The following is a 15,566-nucleotide window of genomic DNA, read 5'->3' as shown; positions in this document are numbered from 1 at the left end:
GAGTGGAATGTTTGTGTTTGGTAGAACTTTTTATTGTGGAGAAGTAACAGAAGACCAAATCGGTCAAACCGTTGTATTAAAAGGATGGGTACAAAAACGTCGTGACCTTGGCGGATTAATCTTTATTGACCTGCGTGATCGTACAGGCATTGTGCAAGTTGTCTTTCATCCAGACCAATCAAAAGAGGCTCTTGAGACAGCAGAATCGATTCGGAATGAATATGTCCTTGATATTAAAGGGACAGTGGTCGCAAGAGAAGAAGCCACGATCAACCCAAATTTAAAAACAGGTAAAATTGAAATTCAAGTCGACACAGTCACTGTTTTAAATGAAGCCAAGACGCCTCCATTTGTGATTTCTGATCAAGCAGATGAGGTATCAGAAGATGTGCGCTTAAAATATCGCTACCTAGATCTTCGCCGCCCTGCGATGTTTGAAACGATGAAAATGCGACATGAAGTCACAAAAGCATTCCGCCATTTCTTAGATGATCACGGCTTTCTAGACATTGAAACGCCAATTTTAACAAAAAGTACGCCAGAAGGTGCGCGTGACTATCTTGTGCCAAGCCGTGTACACGAAGGAGAATTCTATGCGCTGCCGCAGTCTCCGCAATTATTTAAGCAATTGCTCATGGTGTCTGGGATGGACCGCTACTATCAAATCGCTCGCTGCTTTAGAGATGAAGACTTGCGTGCTGACCGTCAGCCGGAATTTACACAAGTCGATATTGAAATGTCCTTTATGAGCCAAGAAGACATCATGACGCTTGCTGAAGAGATGATGGCAAAGGTGATGAAAGATGTCAAAGGCGTTGACCTGACATTGCCATTACCTCGTATGACGTACGATGAAGCGATGAATTCATATGGTTCTGACAAGCCAGATACCCGATTTGACATGAAGCTTGTCAACATTTCAGACACGGTAAAAGACTCAGATTTCAAAGTCTTCAGCGGTGCTGTAAACAATGGCGGAGCTGTCAAAGCCATTAATGTCAAAGGGGCTGCAGCAAACTACTCAAGAAAAGACATCGATGCACTTGGTGCATTTGCAGCGAACTATGGTGCAAAAGGTCTCGCTTGGCTAAAAGCTGAAGGGACAGAGTTAAAAGGACCAATCGCTAAATTCTTTGATGAGTCAAAACAAGCAGAATTAAAAGAACAGCTTCAAGTTGAAGAAGGCGACCTTTTACTTTTTGTCGCTGACAAAACGTCTGTTGTCCATGATGCGCTTGGCGCACTTCGTTTAAAACTTGGCAAAGAGCTTAAACTCATCGATGAGTCTGTCTTCAATTTCTTATGGGTAGTCGACTGGCCGCTCCTTGAAAAAGATGAAGAAGAAGGCCGCTTCTATGCTGCTCATCATCCTTTCACAATGCCAGTTCGTGATGATCTTGAATTAATTGAAACAAGTCCAGAAGATATGAAAGCTCAAGCGTATGATCTTGTGCTGAACGGCTATGAGCTTGGCGGAGGTTCTATTCGTATTTTTGAAAAGGACATTCAAGAGAAAATGTTTGGTTTACTTGGCTTTTCTAAAGAAGAAGCGTACGATCAGTTTGGCTTCCTTCTTGATGCATTTGAGCATGGTGTGCCTCCGCACGGCGGAATTGCGCTTGGACTTGACCGCTTAGTGATGCTGCTTGCCGGCCGATCTAACCTAAGAGATACCATTGCGTTCCCGAAAACGGCAAGTGCAAGCTGTGTTCTCACAGATGCTCCTGGCACTGTAAGCGCAGCGCAGCTAGATGAACTGAGTTTGGCTATTAAAACAAAAGTAAAACAGTAAAATAGGCGCATGTTTATAGGCATGTAAACGCTTGAAAAAGGGACATGCCTATGATATGCTTTCATCAACCAATAAATAAAGTCCTGATACGTACGGTGGTTACCTAGTTTTGACCGAACATTTTTTTCTACGGGAGCTTGCCTTTCCTTTCTGCATAAATGCCTCTTCTGAGGACTTATAAAGTGAGGGAGAAAGCACCCACCTGCATGGTGCGGGGTTCAAAACGAAGGAAAAGCTGGCGGCGTGATCGGGACTTTTTTGTGTTTTTTTCTATTTGAGAAGGATGACGGAGAACTCTGAATATGATATGATTCTTTCGATTCATTTTAAATAAAGGTGGAGTGAGGCACTTGTTACATCAGTTTTCAAGAAACGAGCTTGCCATTGGCAAGGAAGGCTTAAATATATTAAAAAACAGTACAGTTGCAGTGCTTGGAGTAGGCGGCGTAGGTTCTTTTGCAGTAGAAGCTCTTGCTCGTTCAGGTGTTGGCCGTATTGTTCTTGTTGATAAAGATGATATTGATATTACAAATGTAAACCGGCAGCTGCCAGCTCTGCTATCAACGGTTGGTCAGCCTAAAGTTGACTTAATGCAGGCAAGAATTGCTGACATCAACCCAGAATGTGAAGTTGTTGCGCTCAAAATGTTTTATACAGAAGAAACATATGAACAATTCTTTGAGTATCCACTTGATTATGTCATTGATGCATCAGATACAATTCATTATAAAATTCATTTAATGAAAGAGTGCCTGAAACGCGATGTGAACATTATTTCGAGTATGGGTGCTGCAAATAAAACAGATCCGACACGCTTTAAAATTGATGACATCTCGAAAACACATACAGACCCAATTGCGAAAGTCGTCAGAACACGCCTGCGGAAGGAAGGCATTCGTAAGGGAATAGAAGTTATTTTCTCTGATGAAAGTCCGATTGTCATTCGTGAAGATGTGAGAAAAGAAGTTGGAAATGATGAAGCGAAAATTCGTAAGGCACAAATGCCGCCATCATCCAATGCGTTTGTTCCATCTGTGGCTGGACTGATCATGGGTGGTCATGTCATTATGAAACTGTTAAAAGACATTCCGATTACACGTGTGAAAGATAAATAAACAGCCCGCCTGCCTAGAGCAGGGGGCTTTTTTTATTTTTGCCGTCTTAAATTTTCATACACTTGCTTTAGTGCACCTTCAAATTTTCCAGTTTGCTTTGGTTCATAATATTGTTTGTTTTTCAGCGGATCAGGTAAATATTGCTGCTTCACCCAGCCATTTTCATAATCGTGCGGATATAAGTAATCGGCGCCCCTTCCAAGTGCTGCTGCTCCTTTATAGTGGGCATCTTTTAAATGAACGGGAACTTCACCAATTTTCCCCGTGCGAATATCATGCAGTGCCGCATCAATCGCTTGGTAAGCGGAGTTTGACTTTGGAGAAAGACACAGTTCAATCACGGCATTAGCGAGTGGAATTCGTGCTTCTGGAAAACCAACTCTCTCAGCTGTTTGAACAGCGCTTAACACACGTGGCCCTGCCTGCGGACTGGCTAAGCCAATATCTTCATAAGCCATCACAAGTAATCGTCTCGAAATGCTTTCAAGGTCTCCCGCTTCAATGAGTCTTGCAAGGTAATGAAGCGCAGCATCTGCGTCAGATCCTCTAATGGATTTTTGAAAAGCCGAGAGGACATCATAATGGGCATCACCGTTTTTATCATGCGAGAAGCTCTTTTTTTGTAAACATTCTTCTGCTGCAGCTAGAGTGATCGTGATCTGTCCAGATTCATCCGCTTTTGTCGATAAGACGGCTAGTTCAAGTGCATTTAAAGCGGAACGCACATCTCCTCCGCATCCATTTGCAAAATGATTCATTGCCTCCTCATCAACTTTGACCGAATAACCGCCAAGCCCGCGATGTTCATCCTGTAAAGCTCGAGATAATGCAGCTTTAATTTGCTCTGTTTCCAGCGGCTTCAGCTCAAATATTTGTGTCCGGCTGCGGATGGCTGGGTTAATCGCATGATACGGATTAGCTGTTGTCGCGCCAATTAAAATGATCATGCCATTTTCTAAATACGGAAGAAGAAAATCCTGCTTCCCTTTATCGAGTCTGTGGACTTCGTCTAAAATCAAGATGACCTGACCACTCATTTTCGCTTCAGCGGCGACAGCTTCCATATCTTTTTTGTTATGAATCACCGCATTCAATGTACGGAAGGCAATGCTTGTACTGCCAGCGATTGCAGTTGCAATGGATGTTTTGCCGATTCCCGGCGGTCCGTATAAAATCATCGAGGACAAATGTTTTGCCTCGACCATTCGTCTAATAATTTGACCTTCCCCAACGAGATGCTCCTGCCCAATAATGTCTCCAATATGACTTGGGCGCATCCGATACGCTAAAGGTTTCATGATTATCTCTCCTAAAGCAATGTCTTGTTTGTATAGAGTACCGAAATTTCTTCAAATAGAAAAGGGATGCGTCCTCGTTTTGAGCTCAGAACCCGCAAATGAAAGTTGGCTAAAAGTATGATATAATTGCTTTTGGTCTATATAAGCGTATATGAAATCAGAAAAATAATTGATGACATAGAAATAGAAAACGCAGAGGTGTTTAACTTGAAAATTTCTACTAAAGGCAGATATGGTCTGACGATCATGATCGAATTAGCCAAAAAACATGGCGAAGGCCCTACATCATTAAAATCAATCGCTCAAAACAATGATTTGTCTGAGCATTATTTAGAGCAGCTTGTATCACCACTTCGCAATGCACGTCTTGTGAAAAGTATCCGCGGAGCGTATGGCGGCTATGTGCTTGCCCATGAGCCAAACGAGATTACAGCCGGTGATATTATTCGTGTATTAGAAGGACCTATTAGTCCTGTTGAAGTGATTGAAAACGAAGAACCAGCAAAGCGTGCACTTTGGATTCGTATTCGTGATGCAGTAAAAGACGTACTGGACAATACAACTCTTGAAGACTTGGCAAGCTATAAAGATGACGAGGATCAAGAGGCGTATATGTTCTATATTTAGATCAGAGGTGTACCGTAAATGGAACGTATCTATTTAGATCATGCAGCTACAACGCCGATGGATCAGCGAATTGTGGACAAGATGATGCCTTACTTTACAGAGATATTTGGCAATCCCTCTAGTATTCATTCATATGGGCGCGAGGCAAGAAAGTGGCTCGATGAAGCAAGGGAAGTCATTGCAGGAGAATTACACTGTAAGCCGCAGGAGATCATCCTCACAAGCGGGGGAACAGAGGCAGACAACTTGGCCATTACAGGTGTGGCAATGGCAAGGCAGCATGAAGGAAAACATATCATCACAACAAAAACTGAGCATCATGCAGTGCTGCATACATGCGAACGCTTAGAGAAGCTTGGTTTTGATGTGACGTATTTAGATGTGGATCACACTGGATTGATTCATCTTGATCAATTAAAACAAGCACTAAGAGACGATACAATTCTTGTGACCATCATGTATGGCAATAATGAAACGGGTGTGATTCAGCCAATTAAAGAAATTGGTCAACTTTTACACGAACACACTGCTTATTTTCATACAGACGCTGTACAGGCATTTGGGACAATATCAATTGATGTCACAGAACTTCATATCGACCTCTTATCTGCGTCCGGTCATAAACTAAATGGCCCGATGGGAACAGGCTTTTTATATGTGAATGAGCGTGTAAAACTTTCTCCACAGCTATTCGGAGGAGAACAAGAGAGAAAACGCCGTGCTGGCACTGAAAATGTGGCGGGAATCATTGGGCTTGCAGAAGCAGTTCAATTAACAAAGCAAAATAGAAGAGAAAAAGCAGTGCATTATGGTAAGCTCAAAGAAGCGATGCTGCAAGTATTCGAAGAGGAATCACTCAATTTCTCTATCAATGGACATCCGAAAGAGACATTGCCGCATATTTTAAATGTCCACTTCCCGGGCGTTTCTATTGAATCGTTACTTGTGAACTTAGATATGGAAGGGATTGCTGTTTCAAGCGGGTCAGCATGTACGGCTGGATCTGTCCTTCCTTCGCACGTATTAAGCGCCATGTATGGTGAAGAAGCAAAAGAGCTGACATCCTCAGTCAGAATAAGCTTCGGTCTTGGAAATGAAGAGGAACATGTGAAGCAGGCGGCGCATAAGATAGCGGCTGTCGTGAAACGCCTAGCCAAATAAATGCTCCCTTTTGTTCGTGTGTGAAAAATGAAACAGCTAGGCACCTGAAGAACGAAACGCGCACGTTGTTTCATTGAAATTGGAGTTGATGAAGATGACAAAAAGACCTGAAGACACAAGAGTTGTGGTCGGTATGTCCGGAGGCGTCGATTCATCAGTTGCTGCGCTCATGTTAAAGGAGCAAGGCTATGATGTGATCGGCATATTTATGAAAAACTGGGATGACACAGATGAAAATGGTGTATGTACAGCAACGGAGGACTATGAGGATGTCATTCGTGTTTGTAACCAGATTGGAATCCCATATTATGCAGTGAATTTCGAGAAACAGTATTGGGACAAAGTGTTTCAATATTTTCTTGATGAATATAAAGCAGGCAGAACGCCGAACCCAGATGTCATGTGTAATAAAGAAATTAAGTTCAAAGCATTTCTTGAGCATGCATTGTCGCTTGGAGCGGATTATTTGGCAACAGGCCACTATGCCCGTGTCGACAGAACCGGCGATGAAGTGAAAATGCTAAGAGGTCTTGATACAAACAAAGACCAAACTTATTTCTTGAATCAGCTGACTCAAGAACAACTTGATAAAGTATTGTTCCCAATCGGCGATTTAGAGAAAAAAAGAGTGCGTGAATTAGCGAAAGAAGCAGAGCTCGCAACAGCAACGAAAAAAGATTCTACGGGCATCTGCTTTATTGGGGAAAGAAACTTTAAAACGTTCCTTAGCCAATATTTGCCTGCACAGCCCGGTGTGATGCAGACAATGGACGGAGAAGTAAAAGGTGAACATGATGGACTCATGTATTACACGATCGGTCAACGCCAAGGACTTGGCATTGGCGGAAGCGGTGATCCGTGGTTTGTTGTTGGGAAGGACTTAGAGAAAAATATCTTATTTGTTGAACAAGGCTTCCACAATCCGCTTTTATACTCTGAAAGTATTTCAGCTGTTAACATCAGCTGGACTCGTCCTCATATTGTCGGCGAAAACGGTGAACTCACATGCACAGCGAAATTCCGATACCGTCAAGAAGACCATCATGTAAAAGTCAAAATGACAGGTGAGCAGGAAGCAATGGTGATCTTTGATGAACCCGTTCGTGCTGTCACTCCAGGACAAGCTGTTGTTTTTTATGATGGCGAAGAATGTCTTGGCGGCGGGACCATTGACGATGTCTTTAAAGATGGCCAAAAGCTGTCGTATGTGTAACATGTGTTAAAAACCTCAACGTCGCTGTTGAGGTTTTTTAATGAAAGGATGAAGAGAGCGAATGAATCATAACGAAATCGGTATTGAAGCTTTAAATCAAGGGAACATCGAACAGGCAGCTGAAGCTTTTACGAAAGCCATTGAAGAAAGCCCAAAGGACCCGGTTCCATATATCAACTTTGCGAATTTACTTTCAAGTGTTCATGAATTTGAACGTGCTTTGAACTTCTTTCAAAAAGCCATTGAACTTGATCATACAGCAGCTGCAGCCTATTACGGAGCAGGAAATGTTTACACGATGAAAGAAGACTTTATGAAAGCGAAAGACTATTTTGAGCAAGCGCTACAAGCTGGAATGGAAAACAGTGATTTGTTTTATATGTTAGGGCAGACACTGATGAAATTAGAGCAGCCAAAGCTTGCGATGCCTTATCTTCAGCGTGCAGTTGAGCTAAACGAAGAAGACAACGAAGCAAGATTTCAATTTGGCATGTGCTTAGCGAATGAACATCTGCTGGAGGAAGCAGTCGAAGTCTTTACTGAAGTGATTACGCGAGATCCGCAGCATGCAGACGCCTTTTATAATGCAGGCGTTGCGTATGCGTATTTAGAAAAAAAGGACGAAGCGCTTGAAATGCTAGGAAAAGCCATTAACGTGCAGCCTGATCATATGCTTGCATTGCATGCGCAAAAGCTGATTCAAGAGGCAGAATAACCGGAAGGAGGGAAGACCTGTGCAGGAACATCCAGATCAAATGAAGCTTGAAGACGAACCGTTTTTAAAAGGGACGGTTCAAGCCGTTATTTTCCATAACGAAAGTAATTTATACTCGGTGTTAAAAGTAAAAGTCATTGAAACATCAGAGAATTTAGAGGAAAAAACAGCATCTGTCACAGGGTACTTCCCAGCGCTTCATGAGGAGGAAACCTACACCTTCTATGGCAAGGTCACAAGTCATCCGAAGTTTGGCGAGCAGTTTCAAGCCACTCATTTTCAAAAGGAAGTCCCTACAACAAAGCAAGGCATCATTCATTATCTCTCTAGTGACTTGTTTGAAGGGATTGGAAAAAAGACGGCGGAAGAAATCGTCGGCAAGCTTGGCAATCAGACGCTTCATCAAATTATGCGTGATCCGTCTGTGTTGTATGACGTCCCTCGCCTGTCAAAAAAGAAGGCCGATAAGCTGGCTGCCGCACTCCAAGAGCATCAAGGGCTTGAGCAAATCATGATCAGCCTGAATCAATATGGTTTTGGTCCTCAGCTTAGCATGAAGATTTACCAAGTATACGAGAGTGAAACGTTGCAGAAAATTGAAGAAAATCCTTATCAGCTCGTCAAAGACGTCGAGGGGATTGGATTTATTAAAGCAGATGAACTCGGCGCTAGAACAGGGATATCTGGAAATGATCCAGACCGCATTCGTGCAGCCCTTTTGTATACCGTTGAGACAGCAAGCCTGCAGGACGGTCATACGTACATACAAACGAAAGATCTGATTGTCGAGACCCGTAAACTGCTGAATCAAACCGGCAATGACTACAAAGTGACTGAAATGGACGTTGCCAATCAGATCATTGCACTTGGTGAAGGGAAAGACATGATTATTGAAGATGAGCGCTGTTATCATCCGTCGCTCTTTTATGCGGAGCAAAGTGTGGCAAAACGCATTCAAAAAATTGTCGCTCAAACGGAATATGCAGATCAATTTCCTGAATCAGAATTTCTGCTTGCACTCGGTGAACTGGAGGAACGGCTTGGTGTCCAGTATGCACCAACCCAAAAAGAAGCCATTCAAAAGGCACTCATGTCTCCAATGCTGCTTTTAACAGGCGGACCGGGGACAGGGAAAACGACGGTCATTAAAGGGATTGTCGAGCTTTACAGCGATCTTCACGGCGTATCTCTTGACCCGGGTGATTATAAAAAAGATGAAGCATTTCCGTTCGTGCTTGCCGCACCAACTGGACGTGCTGCGAAACGAATGACAGAATCCACTGGACTTCCTGCTGTGACCATTCACCGGTTGCTAGGCTGGAATGGATCAGAAGGCTTCTCACATGATGAAGACCAGCCGATTGAAGGGAAGCTTGTCATCATTGATGAATCGAGTATGCTGGATATTTGGCTGGCGAACCATTTGTTTAAGGCGATCCCAGATCATATTCAAGTCATTATGGTTGGAGACGAACATCAACTTCCATCTGTCGGACCTGGTCAAGTGTTAAGAGACCTGCTTGCGTCACAAGCTATACCGGCAGTTACACTAACTGATATTTACCGGCAGGCAGACGGTTCAACAATTGTTGAGCTTGCGCATGATATGAAAAATGGTGTATTGCCAAAGGATATTACTGCACGCTCGAAGGATCGATCCTTTATTCAATGCTCTAGTGACCAAATGAAAGAAGTCATCGAGAAAGTGGTCAGCAATGCTGCGCAAAAGGGTTATTCAGCAAAGGACATTCAAGTGCTTGCCCCGATGTATAAAGGAAAAGCAGGCATTAATGAACTGAATAAAATGCTCCAGCAAATTTTGAATCCTAAAAAGCCAAAAGGAAGAGAGATTCCATTTGGTGATGTCGTCTACCGGACAGGTGATAAGGTACTTCAGCTTGTCAATCAGCCGGAGAATAACATTTTTAATGGAGATATTGGCGAAATTGTCTCGATCTTTTATGCGAAAGAAAACACGGAAAAAGAAGATATGGCGGTCATCTCCTTTGATGGAAACGAAATCACGTTTACGAAAAAAGATTTTCATCAATTTACACACGCTTATTGTTGCTCGATTCATAAATCTCAGGGCAGTGAATTCCCAATCGTGGTGCTGCCAGTCGTGAGAAGTTATTATCGAATGCTTCGAAGAAATTTGCTTTACACGGCCATTACACGAAGTAAAAAGTTTTTAATTTTGTGCGGCGAGGAATCAGCATTAGAGTGGGGCGTGAAAAATAATGAAGACTCCCTCAGACAAACGTCTTTAACCATGCGTCTTACTGAAACGGAAGAAATCATGGACGCTGAGCTAGCAGCCCTCCAAAAAGAACTTCCTTTCAGCGTACACGATGCCAATATTGGCATGGAGGGAATCACCCCGTTTGATTTTATGCAAGAGTAAATGGCTTCCTTCATGGAAGCCATTTCTTCGTATGAGTCATAGAGGAAACGCACACGATAAGACTGTTCCGAAAAGGTGGTTGATCACATTTTGAGAACATGTCGAGAGCTTGAAGGACAGACGATCTATACAGACGAGCTGTCTCATTCACTTGGGGCGATCAAAGATATTTGCTTTTTAGCCGGCGGCAGCTGCGGGGGATATGTTTTAGATGGGAAAAAGAAAGACTGTGCTTTCATTCCATTCTCAGCTGGCGACAAACTGACAGACAAAGGTCTATATGTGAGCTGCCAGAAGGGCATCGAGATAGATACCTCCGCCCCACCCTTCTTCTTTTCGAAATTAAAAAAGAAAATGATCCGTACGCCAGATGGTGAAACATTAGGTGTTTTGGAAGATGTATACTTTTGTACAAATTCGGGCACAATCGTAGCATATGAACTCTCGGACGGCTTCTTTACAGAGCTATCAGGGATTCGAAAGCAGCTGCATGCTGCCGGAACCTTGATGGATGTTCAAAAGGAAGCACTTGTTCTAAACCGAACGTAAAGAGGTGCTGAGTATGCTCATTTGCCCAAATTGCAAATGTAAAGACATCGGAAAAATTGGGGTCAATCAATATTATTGCTGGGGCTGTTTTATTGAATTGACACTGTCAAAAGGCAAAATATCTACTCACCAAGTGGAGGAAGACGGTACACTAAGCAGTTTAGACGACCTGTTTAGTGATGATGAACGTTCAATTCAACTATAAGTGTTAAGGGGGAATTTCGAATGGGCAAAATGACTTCTTCACTATTAACGCTTGGTGCAGGTGCACTCGCATATCACTTTGCAAGTCGATATGATATGCCATCTAAGCGGGATATGAAAAAGATGAGAAAACGAGTTATGCGAATGCTTTAAACAAAAAGGGACATCCACCATGAGTGGATGTCCTTTTTTTATGCCTGCCTGTACTCTAATCTCCGTGCAAGTATAGACAAGCTGAAGTTCACAACAAAATACATCATGGCGGCCAAGAGGAAAATAGGAAGTAAATAAGATTGGCTTTGACCATTTAAAATCTGCGCGTGATGCAATAGTTCTGGAAGGGCAATCACAACGGCAAGCGATGTATCTTTTAAAAGAGAAATAAATTGACTGACAATCGGCGGGACCATTCGGCGTAATGCCTGTGGCATGATAATCATTTTTAACGTTTGAATATAGGTTAAACCAGAGGATCTGGCCGCTTCGATTTGTCCTTTATCAATTGATTTTAATCCGCTGCGAATAATTTCTGACAGCATGGCAGATTCAAACACGGTTAAAGCCGCAATGGCAGAGGCTGTAATGCTCAGCTTAATGCCGATTTCAGGCAGGGCGAAATACGTAAAAAAGATGATCAGCAAAAGCGGCAGGTTCCGAACGGTTTCCACAATGACCGCAAGCACCTTTGATAAAATAGGGATTTGTGCGAACCTCAATGTGCCAACGACTAATCCGATGATAAAGCTTAAAATGATGGAGATAAAAGCCACTTTTAAGGTGACAGCAAATCCTTCAAGTAAAAAGGCGAGATGATCGGGCTGGTAGGCACCTATAAAATCCATTGTGTTTTCCTCCTTTCTAGTGGCTTCGGGCTAATCTTTTTTCTAAATAACCAACGCCTAGACTAAGCGGAATGGTCAATAGAAGATAGAACATGGCAACAAAGATGTATACATCAAATGTCACAAACGTTCTCGAAGCGATAAGGTCTCCTTGGTACATCAGATCAAACCCTGCAATGACACCTAAAATAGACGAGTTTTTCACAAGGTTGATAAATTGATTCCCAAGTGGTGGAATGACAATTTTGATTGCCTGCGGCAGAATAATATATCGCATCGTTCCGCCATATGACAGACCAGAAGCTCTAGCTGCTTCCATTTGTCCAAGCGGTACAGCTTGTATACCTGCACGAATGGCTTCAGCGATAAAAGCAGACGTATAAATGGAGAGGGCAATGGTTCCTGCTGTAAAGCCATCTGCCACAATGCCAAGTACCGGTAAACCAAAAAAGAACACAAAGGTGATCAATAATAACGGAATATTCCGAATAAATTCCACGTAAGCCGTCCCTAACCAGTTGAGCGGCCTTAGTGGCGCAATTCTCATAATGGCAATGAGTGTACCGATGAAAAAGCTTCCAATCAACGCAATGACACTTGCACCAATCGTATATTTAAACCCTTCTAAATAAAGATGGAAGTTCTCAGTTAAAATGGAAAACCGCAGCAATCAGTTCACTTCCTTCCTAATCAACAGAGGAGCCGGCAAGCGGCTCTCCTGAGGGTGTTGAGGTTGATCGAGTCAATTAATTATTCTTTGATCCATTTTTTATGAATCTTGTCATACTCTCCATTATCTTTTAATGCCTTTAACGCTTTATTAATGGCTTCTGTCAATTCTTCATCGCCTTTTTTCACAGCGATGCCATAAGGCTCATCGGTAAATGTTCCGCCAACGACTTCATAATTTGAATCTTCGTCTGCCATGCCAAATAAAATTGCATTATCAGTTGTCAGAACTTGCCCTTGATTTGATTTTAAGGCTGTAAAGGCTTCTTGGTAATTTTCAAATTCTAAAACGGATGCTTCTGGTGCTTTTTCGCGAATGTTTTGAGAAGAAGTCGACCCTTTCACTGCAAGCACCTTCGTACCTTTTTTAAGATCATCAATCGATTGAATGTCGCTGCCTTTTTTCACAAGCAGTGATTGTCCTGCTTCAAAGTAAACATCTGAGAAATTGACCTCTTTTTTACGCTCTTCTGTGATCGTCATTGTGGCAACAATGGCATGAATATCTCCTTTTTGCAGTAAAGGAATTCTTGTTTTAGATGTCACTTCTTTGAATTCTGCTTTTCCTTCATCACCGAGCATTTCTTTAGTGATCGCTTTTGCGATATCAATATCAAACCCTTCAATATCCCCGCTACTAGGATTTTTTAGACCGAATAAACGAGTATCGTTTTTCACACCGAAAACGATTTTTTTGTCTTTCTTAATGGCTTCTAATGAGCTGCCTTGTTTTGCATCGGTTGAGCCTTTCTCGGCAGAGCCGCAAGCAGCGAGAGCGATCATACAGCAAGTCATCAACAGTAATAGGCCAAAGCGTTTCATTTTTTTCATCAAATTCATTCCCCCTAGTGATTTAAAATACGGCTTAAAAAGAGCTGAGCGCGTTTCTCGCGCGGTTTTTCATAAAAGGCAGCTGGTGTAGATTCTTCAAGAATTCTTCCTTCATCAATAAACACAATACGGTCTGCGACTTCACGGGCAAACCCCATCTCGTGCGTGACAACGACCATTGTCATTCCTTCCCTTGCCAGCTGTTTCATCACATCTAGCACCTCACCGATCATCTCTGGATCAAGAGCTGATGTTGGTTCATCGAAAAGCATGACCTCAGGTTTCATTGCAAGTCCCCTTGCGATTGCCACACGCTGCTGCTGTCCTCCTGAGAGTCTAGAAGGGTAGGTGTCTGCTTTTTCAGGAATGCCAACTTTATTTAAATAAAATTCAGCTGTTTCCTTTGCTTCTTCTTTGCTCACTTTTTTAACCTTCATCGGCGCAAGCATAATGTTTTCAAGCACCGTCTTATGCGGATAAAGATGGAAGTGCTGAAACACCATCCCGATATTTTGCCTGATGAGATTGATGTTGGTTTTCGGATGCTGAACAGACACTTGATTGACAAGGACTTTTCCTTCATCAATGCTTTCAAGACGATTGATACATCTGAGCATCGTGCTTTTTCCAGACCCTGAAGGACCGATGATCACAACAACCTCACCTTTTTGAATATGTAGGTTAATGTTCTTAAGTACATGGAACTGGCCGTAATGCTTGTTGACTTCTTCGAATGTGATCATGAAGAACCTCCTCTTCTAATGATTGAGTTAAAGCGGATTCTAGCATAAACGAGGTAAAAATAAGAAAATAATGGAATATTTTCTAACGAGATTTTACAGCAAACAGTGACTTTGGATGGAGCCGTATGTTTCATGTGTATTCATTTTTAACAAAGTTAGGACAAATTTTATTTACATGGATAATTGCAGAAGTTGGTTAAACAATAAGAAGAGAGGTGAAAAAGGTGAAGAAACGTCCGATCGAGTTTCTAATGTATGCTGCAGGTGTACTGCTTGTCCTTGCGTCTTTACTCATTTTGGTTCAGCTCGACGAGTTATGGATGCCTATTTTTTTATTGCTCAAAGCGGTTTTGATCCCGCTTCTTATCGCTATTTTTATTTCTTATCTTCTTTATCCCATTGTTGAAAGACTACATAAGCGAGGTTTGCCAAGGACGGTCAGTCTCTTATTGATATATGTGCTGTTTTTTGGAGGCATTGGTTTGGCTGTGTATAAAGGGGCACCGGTTTTAATCGCTCAGTTAAATGAATTGTCGGAGCAAATTCCCATGCTTGCCGAAACGTATAATGGTGCTTTATCGCATGTTCATCGTCATACAAGCCACTGGCCTGATGGACTACATGAACGACTGGATCGTTTTATTGTCCAATCTGAGACGTATGCCGCAAATGGGGCAGAGCGGATGATTCTTAGCTGTAAAGTACTGCTTGATTACGCCTTAGTTGCTGCACTTATTCCTTTTCTTGTCTTTTATATGGTGAAAGATATGAACACGATGAAGCGGGCAGCATGGTATTTAACCCCGCCAAGCTTCCGAAAAAGGGGACATGCCTTTGTGAAAGCAGTGGATGACTCACTTGGGGATTATATTAGAGGGCAATTGCTTGTCTGTTCTTTAATTGGGGGAGCTGCTGCCATTGTTCTTTGGCTGTTTCATATTCCATATCCGCTTGTACTAGGTATGTTAATCGGCGCAACGAATGTCATTCCGTATTTTGGCCCGATTATTGGAGCGATTCCAGCTGTTTTTATCGCTTTTACCATCTCAGTGAAGTCAGTGATCATTGTGCTAATTACAGTAGCCGTGCTTCAATTTTTAGAAAGCAATGTACTGAGTCCGATCATTGTCGGGAGAAGCCTGCATATGCATCCTGTCGTAATCATGCTGGTGTTACTCGCTGGAGGTGAGCTGTTTGGCTTGATTGGAATGATTTTAGCCGTGCCGTCCGCAGCCATTATGAGGGTCATCATTGTGCAATATATTCACATGAGACGAAGCGTTCATTGACAAGACGAGCCGAGTTGTCTATAATAATTTCGATTCATACATATTGAATTCAAT

16 protein-coding genes, 1 other RNA gene and 1 other annotated feature (1 of these 18 only partly in view) are annotated in these 15,566 nt (G+C 42.5%); of the genes, 12 read left to right on the top strand and 5 right to left on the bottom strand.

Annotated features, from left to right (window positions below; genetic code table 11):
- Positions 1 to 13 precede the first annotated feature (13 nt).
- From aspS to NSQ64_RS14145, 3 genes are all read left to right on the top strand, one after another.
- A complete protein-coding gene (gene aspS / locus NSQ64_RS14155; protein ID WP_026050119.1) occupies positions 14 to 1,792 on the top strand; it encodes an aspartate--tRNA ligase in 1,779 nt (592 codons plus the stop codon).
- Between the two features lie 77 nt (positions 1,793 to 1,869).
- Positions 1,870 to 2,050: non-coding RNA, 6S RNA (gene ssrS, locus NSQ64_RS14150), on the top strand.
- Between the two features lie 92 nt (positions 2,051 to 2,142).
- Positions 2,143 to 2,907 carry a tRNA threonylcarbamoyladenosine dehydratase gene (locus tag NSQ64_RS14145; RefSeq protein WP_008342718.1) on the top strand — a complete coding sequence of 255 codons (765 nt, stop codon included), beginning with the start codon at positions 2,143 to 2,145 and terminating at the stop codon, positions 2,905 to 2,907.
- A 32-nt stretch (positions 2,908 to 2,939) separates the two neighbouring features.
- On the opposite strand, the gene NSQ64_RS14140 is transcribed toward NSQ64_RS14145, so the two are convergent.
- Positions 2,940 to 4,205: a replication-associated recombination protein A gene (locus NSQ64_RS14140; RefSeq protein WP_008342715.1), complete on the bottom strand. Its 1,266-nt coding sequence runs from the start codon at positions 4,203 to 4,205 to the stop codon at positions 2,940 to 2,942.
- A 207-nt stretch (positions 4,206 to 4,412) separates the two neighbouring features.
- On the opposite strand from NSQ64_RS14140, the gene cymR reads away from it, so the two are divergent.
- The 8 genes from cymR (at position 4,413) to NSQ64_RS14100 (ending at position 11,231) form a co-directional block, all read left to right on the top strand.
- Positions 4,413 to 4,832, top strand: a complete 420-nt coding sequence (cymR, locus tag NSQ64_RS14135; protein ID WP_008342713.1) for a cysteine metabolism transcriptional regulator CymR — start codon at positions 4,413 to 4,415, stop codon at positions 4,830 to 4,832.
- Positions 4,833 to 4,850: 18 nt separating this feature from the next.
- Positions 4,851 to 5,993, top strand: a complete 1,143-nt coding sequence (locus NSQ64_RS14130) for a cysteine desulfurase family protein (protein ID WP_058336590.1) — start codon at positions 4,851 to 4,853, stop codon at positions 5,991 to 5,993.
- Between the two features lie 94 nt (positions 5,994 to 6,087).
- Positions 6,088 to 7,206 carry a tRNA 2-thiouridine(34) synthase MnmA gene (mnmA, locus tag NSQ64_RS14125; RefSeq protein WP_008342709.1) on the top strand — a complete coding sequence of 373 codons (1,119 nt, stop codon included), beginning with the start codon at positions 6,088 to 6,090 and terminating at the stop codon, positions 7,204 to 7,206.
- Positions 7,207 to 7,267: 61 nt separating this feature from the next.
- Entirely contained in the window at positions 7,268 to 7,921 is a 654-nt protein-coding gene (locus NSQ64_RS14120) for a tetratricopeptide repeat protein (RefSeq protein ID WP_341017034.1), read from the top strand.
- Between the two features lie 19 nt (positions 7,922 to 7,940).
- Entirely contained in the window at positions 7,941 to 10,325 is a 2,385-nt protein-coding gene (gene recD2, locus NSQ64_RS14115; RefSeq protein ID WP_061419791.1) for an SF1B family DNA helicase RecD2, read from the top strand.
- Between the two features lie 90 nt (positions 10,326 to 10,415).
- Positions 10,416 to 10,874 (top strand): PRC-barrel domain-containing protein, encoded by a 459-nt coding sequence (locus tag NSQ64_RS14110; RefSeq protein ID WP_341017031.1) that lies wholly within the window; start codon positions 10,416 to 10,418, stop codon positions 10,872 to 10,874.
- A 13-nt stretch (positions 10,875 to 10,887) separates the two neighbouring features.
- Positions 10,888 to 11,079 carry a hypothetical protein gene (locus tag NSQ64_RS14105; RefSeq protein ID WP_003216308.1) on the top strand — a complete coding sequence of 64 codons (192 nt, stop codon included), beginning with the start codon at positions 10,888 to 10,890 and terminating at the stop codon, positions 11,077 to 11,079.
- 20 nt (positions 11,080 to 11,099) lie between these two features.
- The gene (locus tag NSQ64_RS14100; protein ID WP_008342695.1) at positions 11,100 to 11,231 is read left to right on the top strand and encodes a YrzQ family protein; all 132 of its coding nucleotides are present in this window, start codon (positions 11,100 to 11,102) and stop codon (positions 11,229 to 11,231) included.
- Positions 11,232 to 11,269: 38 nt separating this feature from the next.
- On the opposite strand, the gene NSQ64_RS14095 is transcribed toward NSQ64_RS14100, so the two are convergent.
- From NSQ64_RS14095 to NSQ64_RS14080, 4 genes are all read right to left on the bottom strand, one after another.
- Positions 11,270 to 11,920 carry an amino acid ABC transporter permease gene (locus NSQ64_RS14095; RefSeq protein ID WP_008342693.1) on the bottom strand — a complete coding sequence of 217 codons (651 nt, stop codon included), beginning with the start codon at positions 11,918 to 11,920 and terminating at the stop codon, positions 11,270 to 11,272.
- Positions 11,921 to 11,936: 16 nt separating this feature from the next.
- Positions 11,937 to 12,590: an amino acid ABC transporter permease gene (locus NSQ64_RS14090; RefSeq protein ID WP_007501460.1), complete on the bottom strand. Its 654-nt coding sequence runs from the start codon at positions 12,588 to 12,590 to the stop codon at positions 11,937 to 11,939.
- Positions 12,591 to 12,670: 80 nt separating this feature from the next.
- Complete coding sequence (locus tag NSQ64_RS14085) at positions 12,671 to 13,480, bottom strand: transporter substrate-binding domain-containing protein (protein ID WP_008342689.1); 810 nt, start codon at positions 13,478 to 13,480, stop codon at positions 12,671 to 12,673.
- 14 nt (positions 13,481 to 13,494) lie between these two features.
- Positions 13,495 to 14,223 (bottom strand): amino acid ABC transporter ATP-binding protein, encoded by a 729-nt coding sequence (locus NSQ64_RS14080; protein WP_301231238.1) that lies wholly within the window; start codon positions 14,221 to 14,223, stop codon positions 13,495 to 13,497.
- 251 nt (positions 14,224 to 14,474) lie between these two features.
- Between NSQ64_RS14080 and NSQ64_RS14075 the strand changes: the two genes are divergently transcribed.
- Positions 14,475 to 15,512 carry an AI-2E family transporter gene (locus NSQ64_RS14075; protein ID WP_375805735.1) on the top strand — a complete coding sequence of 346 codons (1,038 nt, stop codon included), beginning with the start codon at positions 14,475 to 14,477 and terminating at the stop codon, positions 15,510 to 15,512.
- A 43-nt stretch (positions 15,513 to 15,555) separates the two neighbouring features.
- Positions 15,556 to 15,566, top strand: a binding site (T-box leader) (it continues 197 nt past the right edge of the window).

It is taken from the genome of Bacillus sp. FSL W8-0183, from assembly GCF_038006825.1.
In the GTDB taxonomy this organism is placed as follows: Bacteria; Bacillota; Bacilli; order Bacillales; family Bacillaceae; genus Bacillus; species Bacillus altitudinis.
Note: the sequence above shows the minus strand (reverse complement) of the source record. Positions and strands in the feature narration are given on the sequence as shown.

Excerpts from the sequence above, each read along its gene's own strand:
- NSQ64_RS14085 (WP_008342689.1), bottom strand. The coding sequence starts at position 13,480 with ATGAAAAAAATGAAACGCTTTGGCCTATTACTGTTGATGACTTGCTGT.
- NSQ64_RS14105 (WP_003216308.1), top strand. The coding sequence starts at position 10,888 with ATGCTCATTTGCCCAAATTGCAAATGTAAAGACATCGGAAAAATTGGG.
- NSQ64_RS14100 (WP_008342695.1), top strand. The coding sequence starts at position 11,100 with ATGGGCAAAATGACTTCTTCACTATTAACGCTTGGTGCAGGTGCACTC.
- NSQ64_RS14095 (WP_008342693.1), bottom strand. The coding sequence starts at position 11,920 with ATGGATTTTATAGGTGCCTACCAGCCCGATCATCTCGCCTTTTTACTT.
- NSQ64_RS14120 (WP_341017034.1), top strand. The coding sequence starts at position 7,268 with ATGAATCATAACGAAATCGGTATTGAAGCTTTAAATCAAGGGAACATC.
- mnmA (WP_008342709.1), top strand. The coding sequence starts at position 6,088 with ATGACAAAAAGACCTGAAGACACAAGAGTTGTGGTCGGTATGTCCGGA.
- NSQ64_RS14075 (WP_375805735.1), top strand. The coding sequence starts at position 14,475 with ATGTATGCTGCAGGTGTACTGCTTGTCCTTGCGTCTTTACTCATTTTG.
- NSQ64_RS14130 (WP_058336590.1), top strand. The coding sequence starts at position 4,851 with ATGGAACGTATCTATTTAGATCATGCAGCTACAACGCCGATGGATCAG.
- NSQ64_RS14080 (WP_301231238.1), bottom strand. The coding sequence starts at position 14,223 with ATGATCACATTCGAAGAAGTCAACAAGCATTACGGCCAGTTCCATGTA.
- NSQ64_RS14140 (WP_008342715.1), bottom strand. The coding sequence starts at position 4,205 with ATGAAACCTTTAGCGTATCGGATGCGCCCAAGTCATATTGGAGACATT.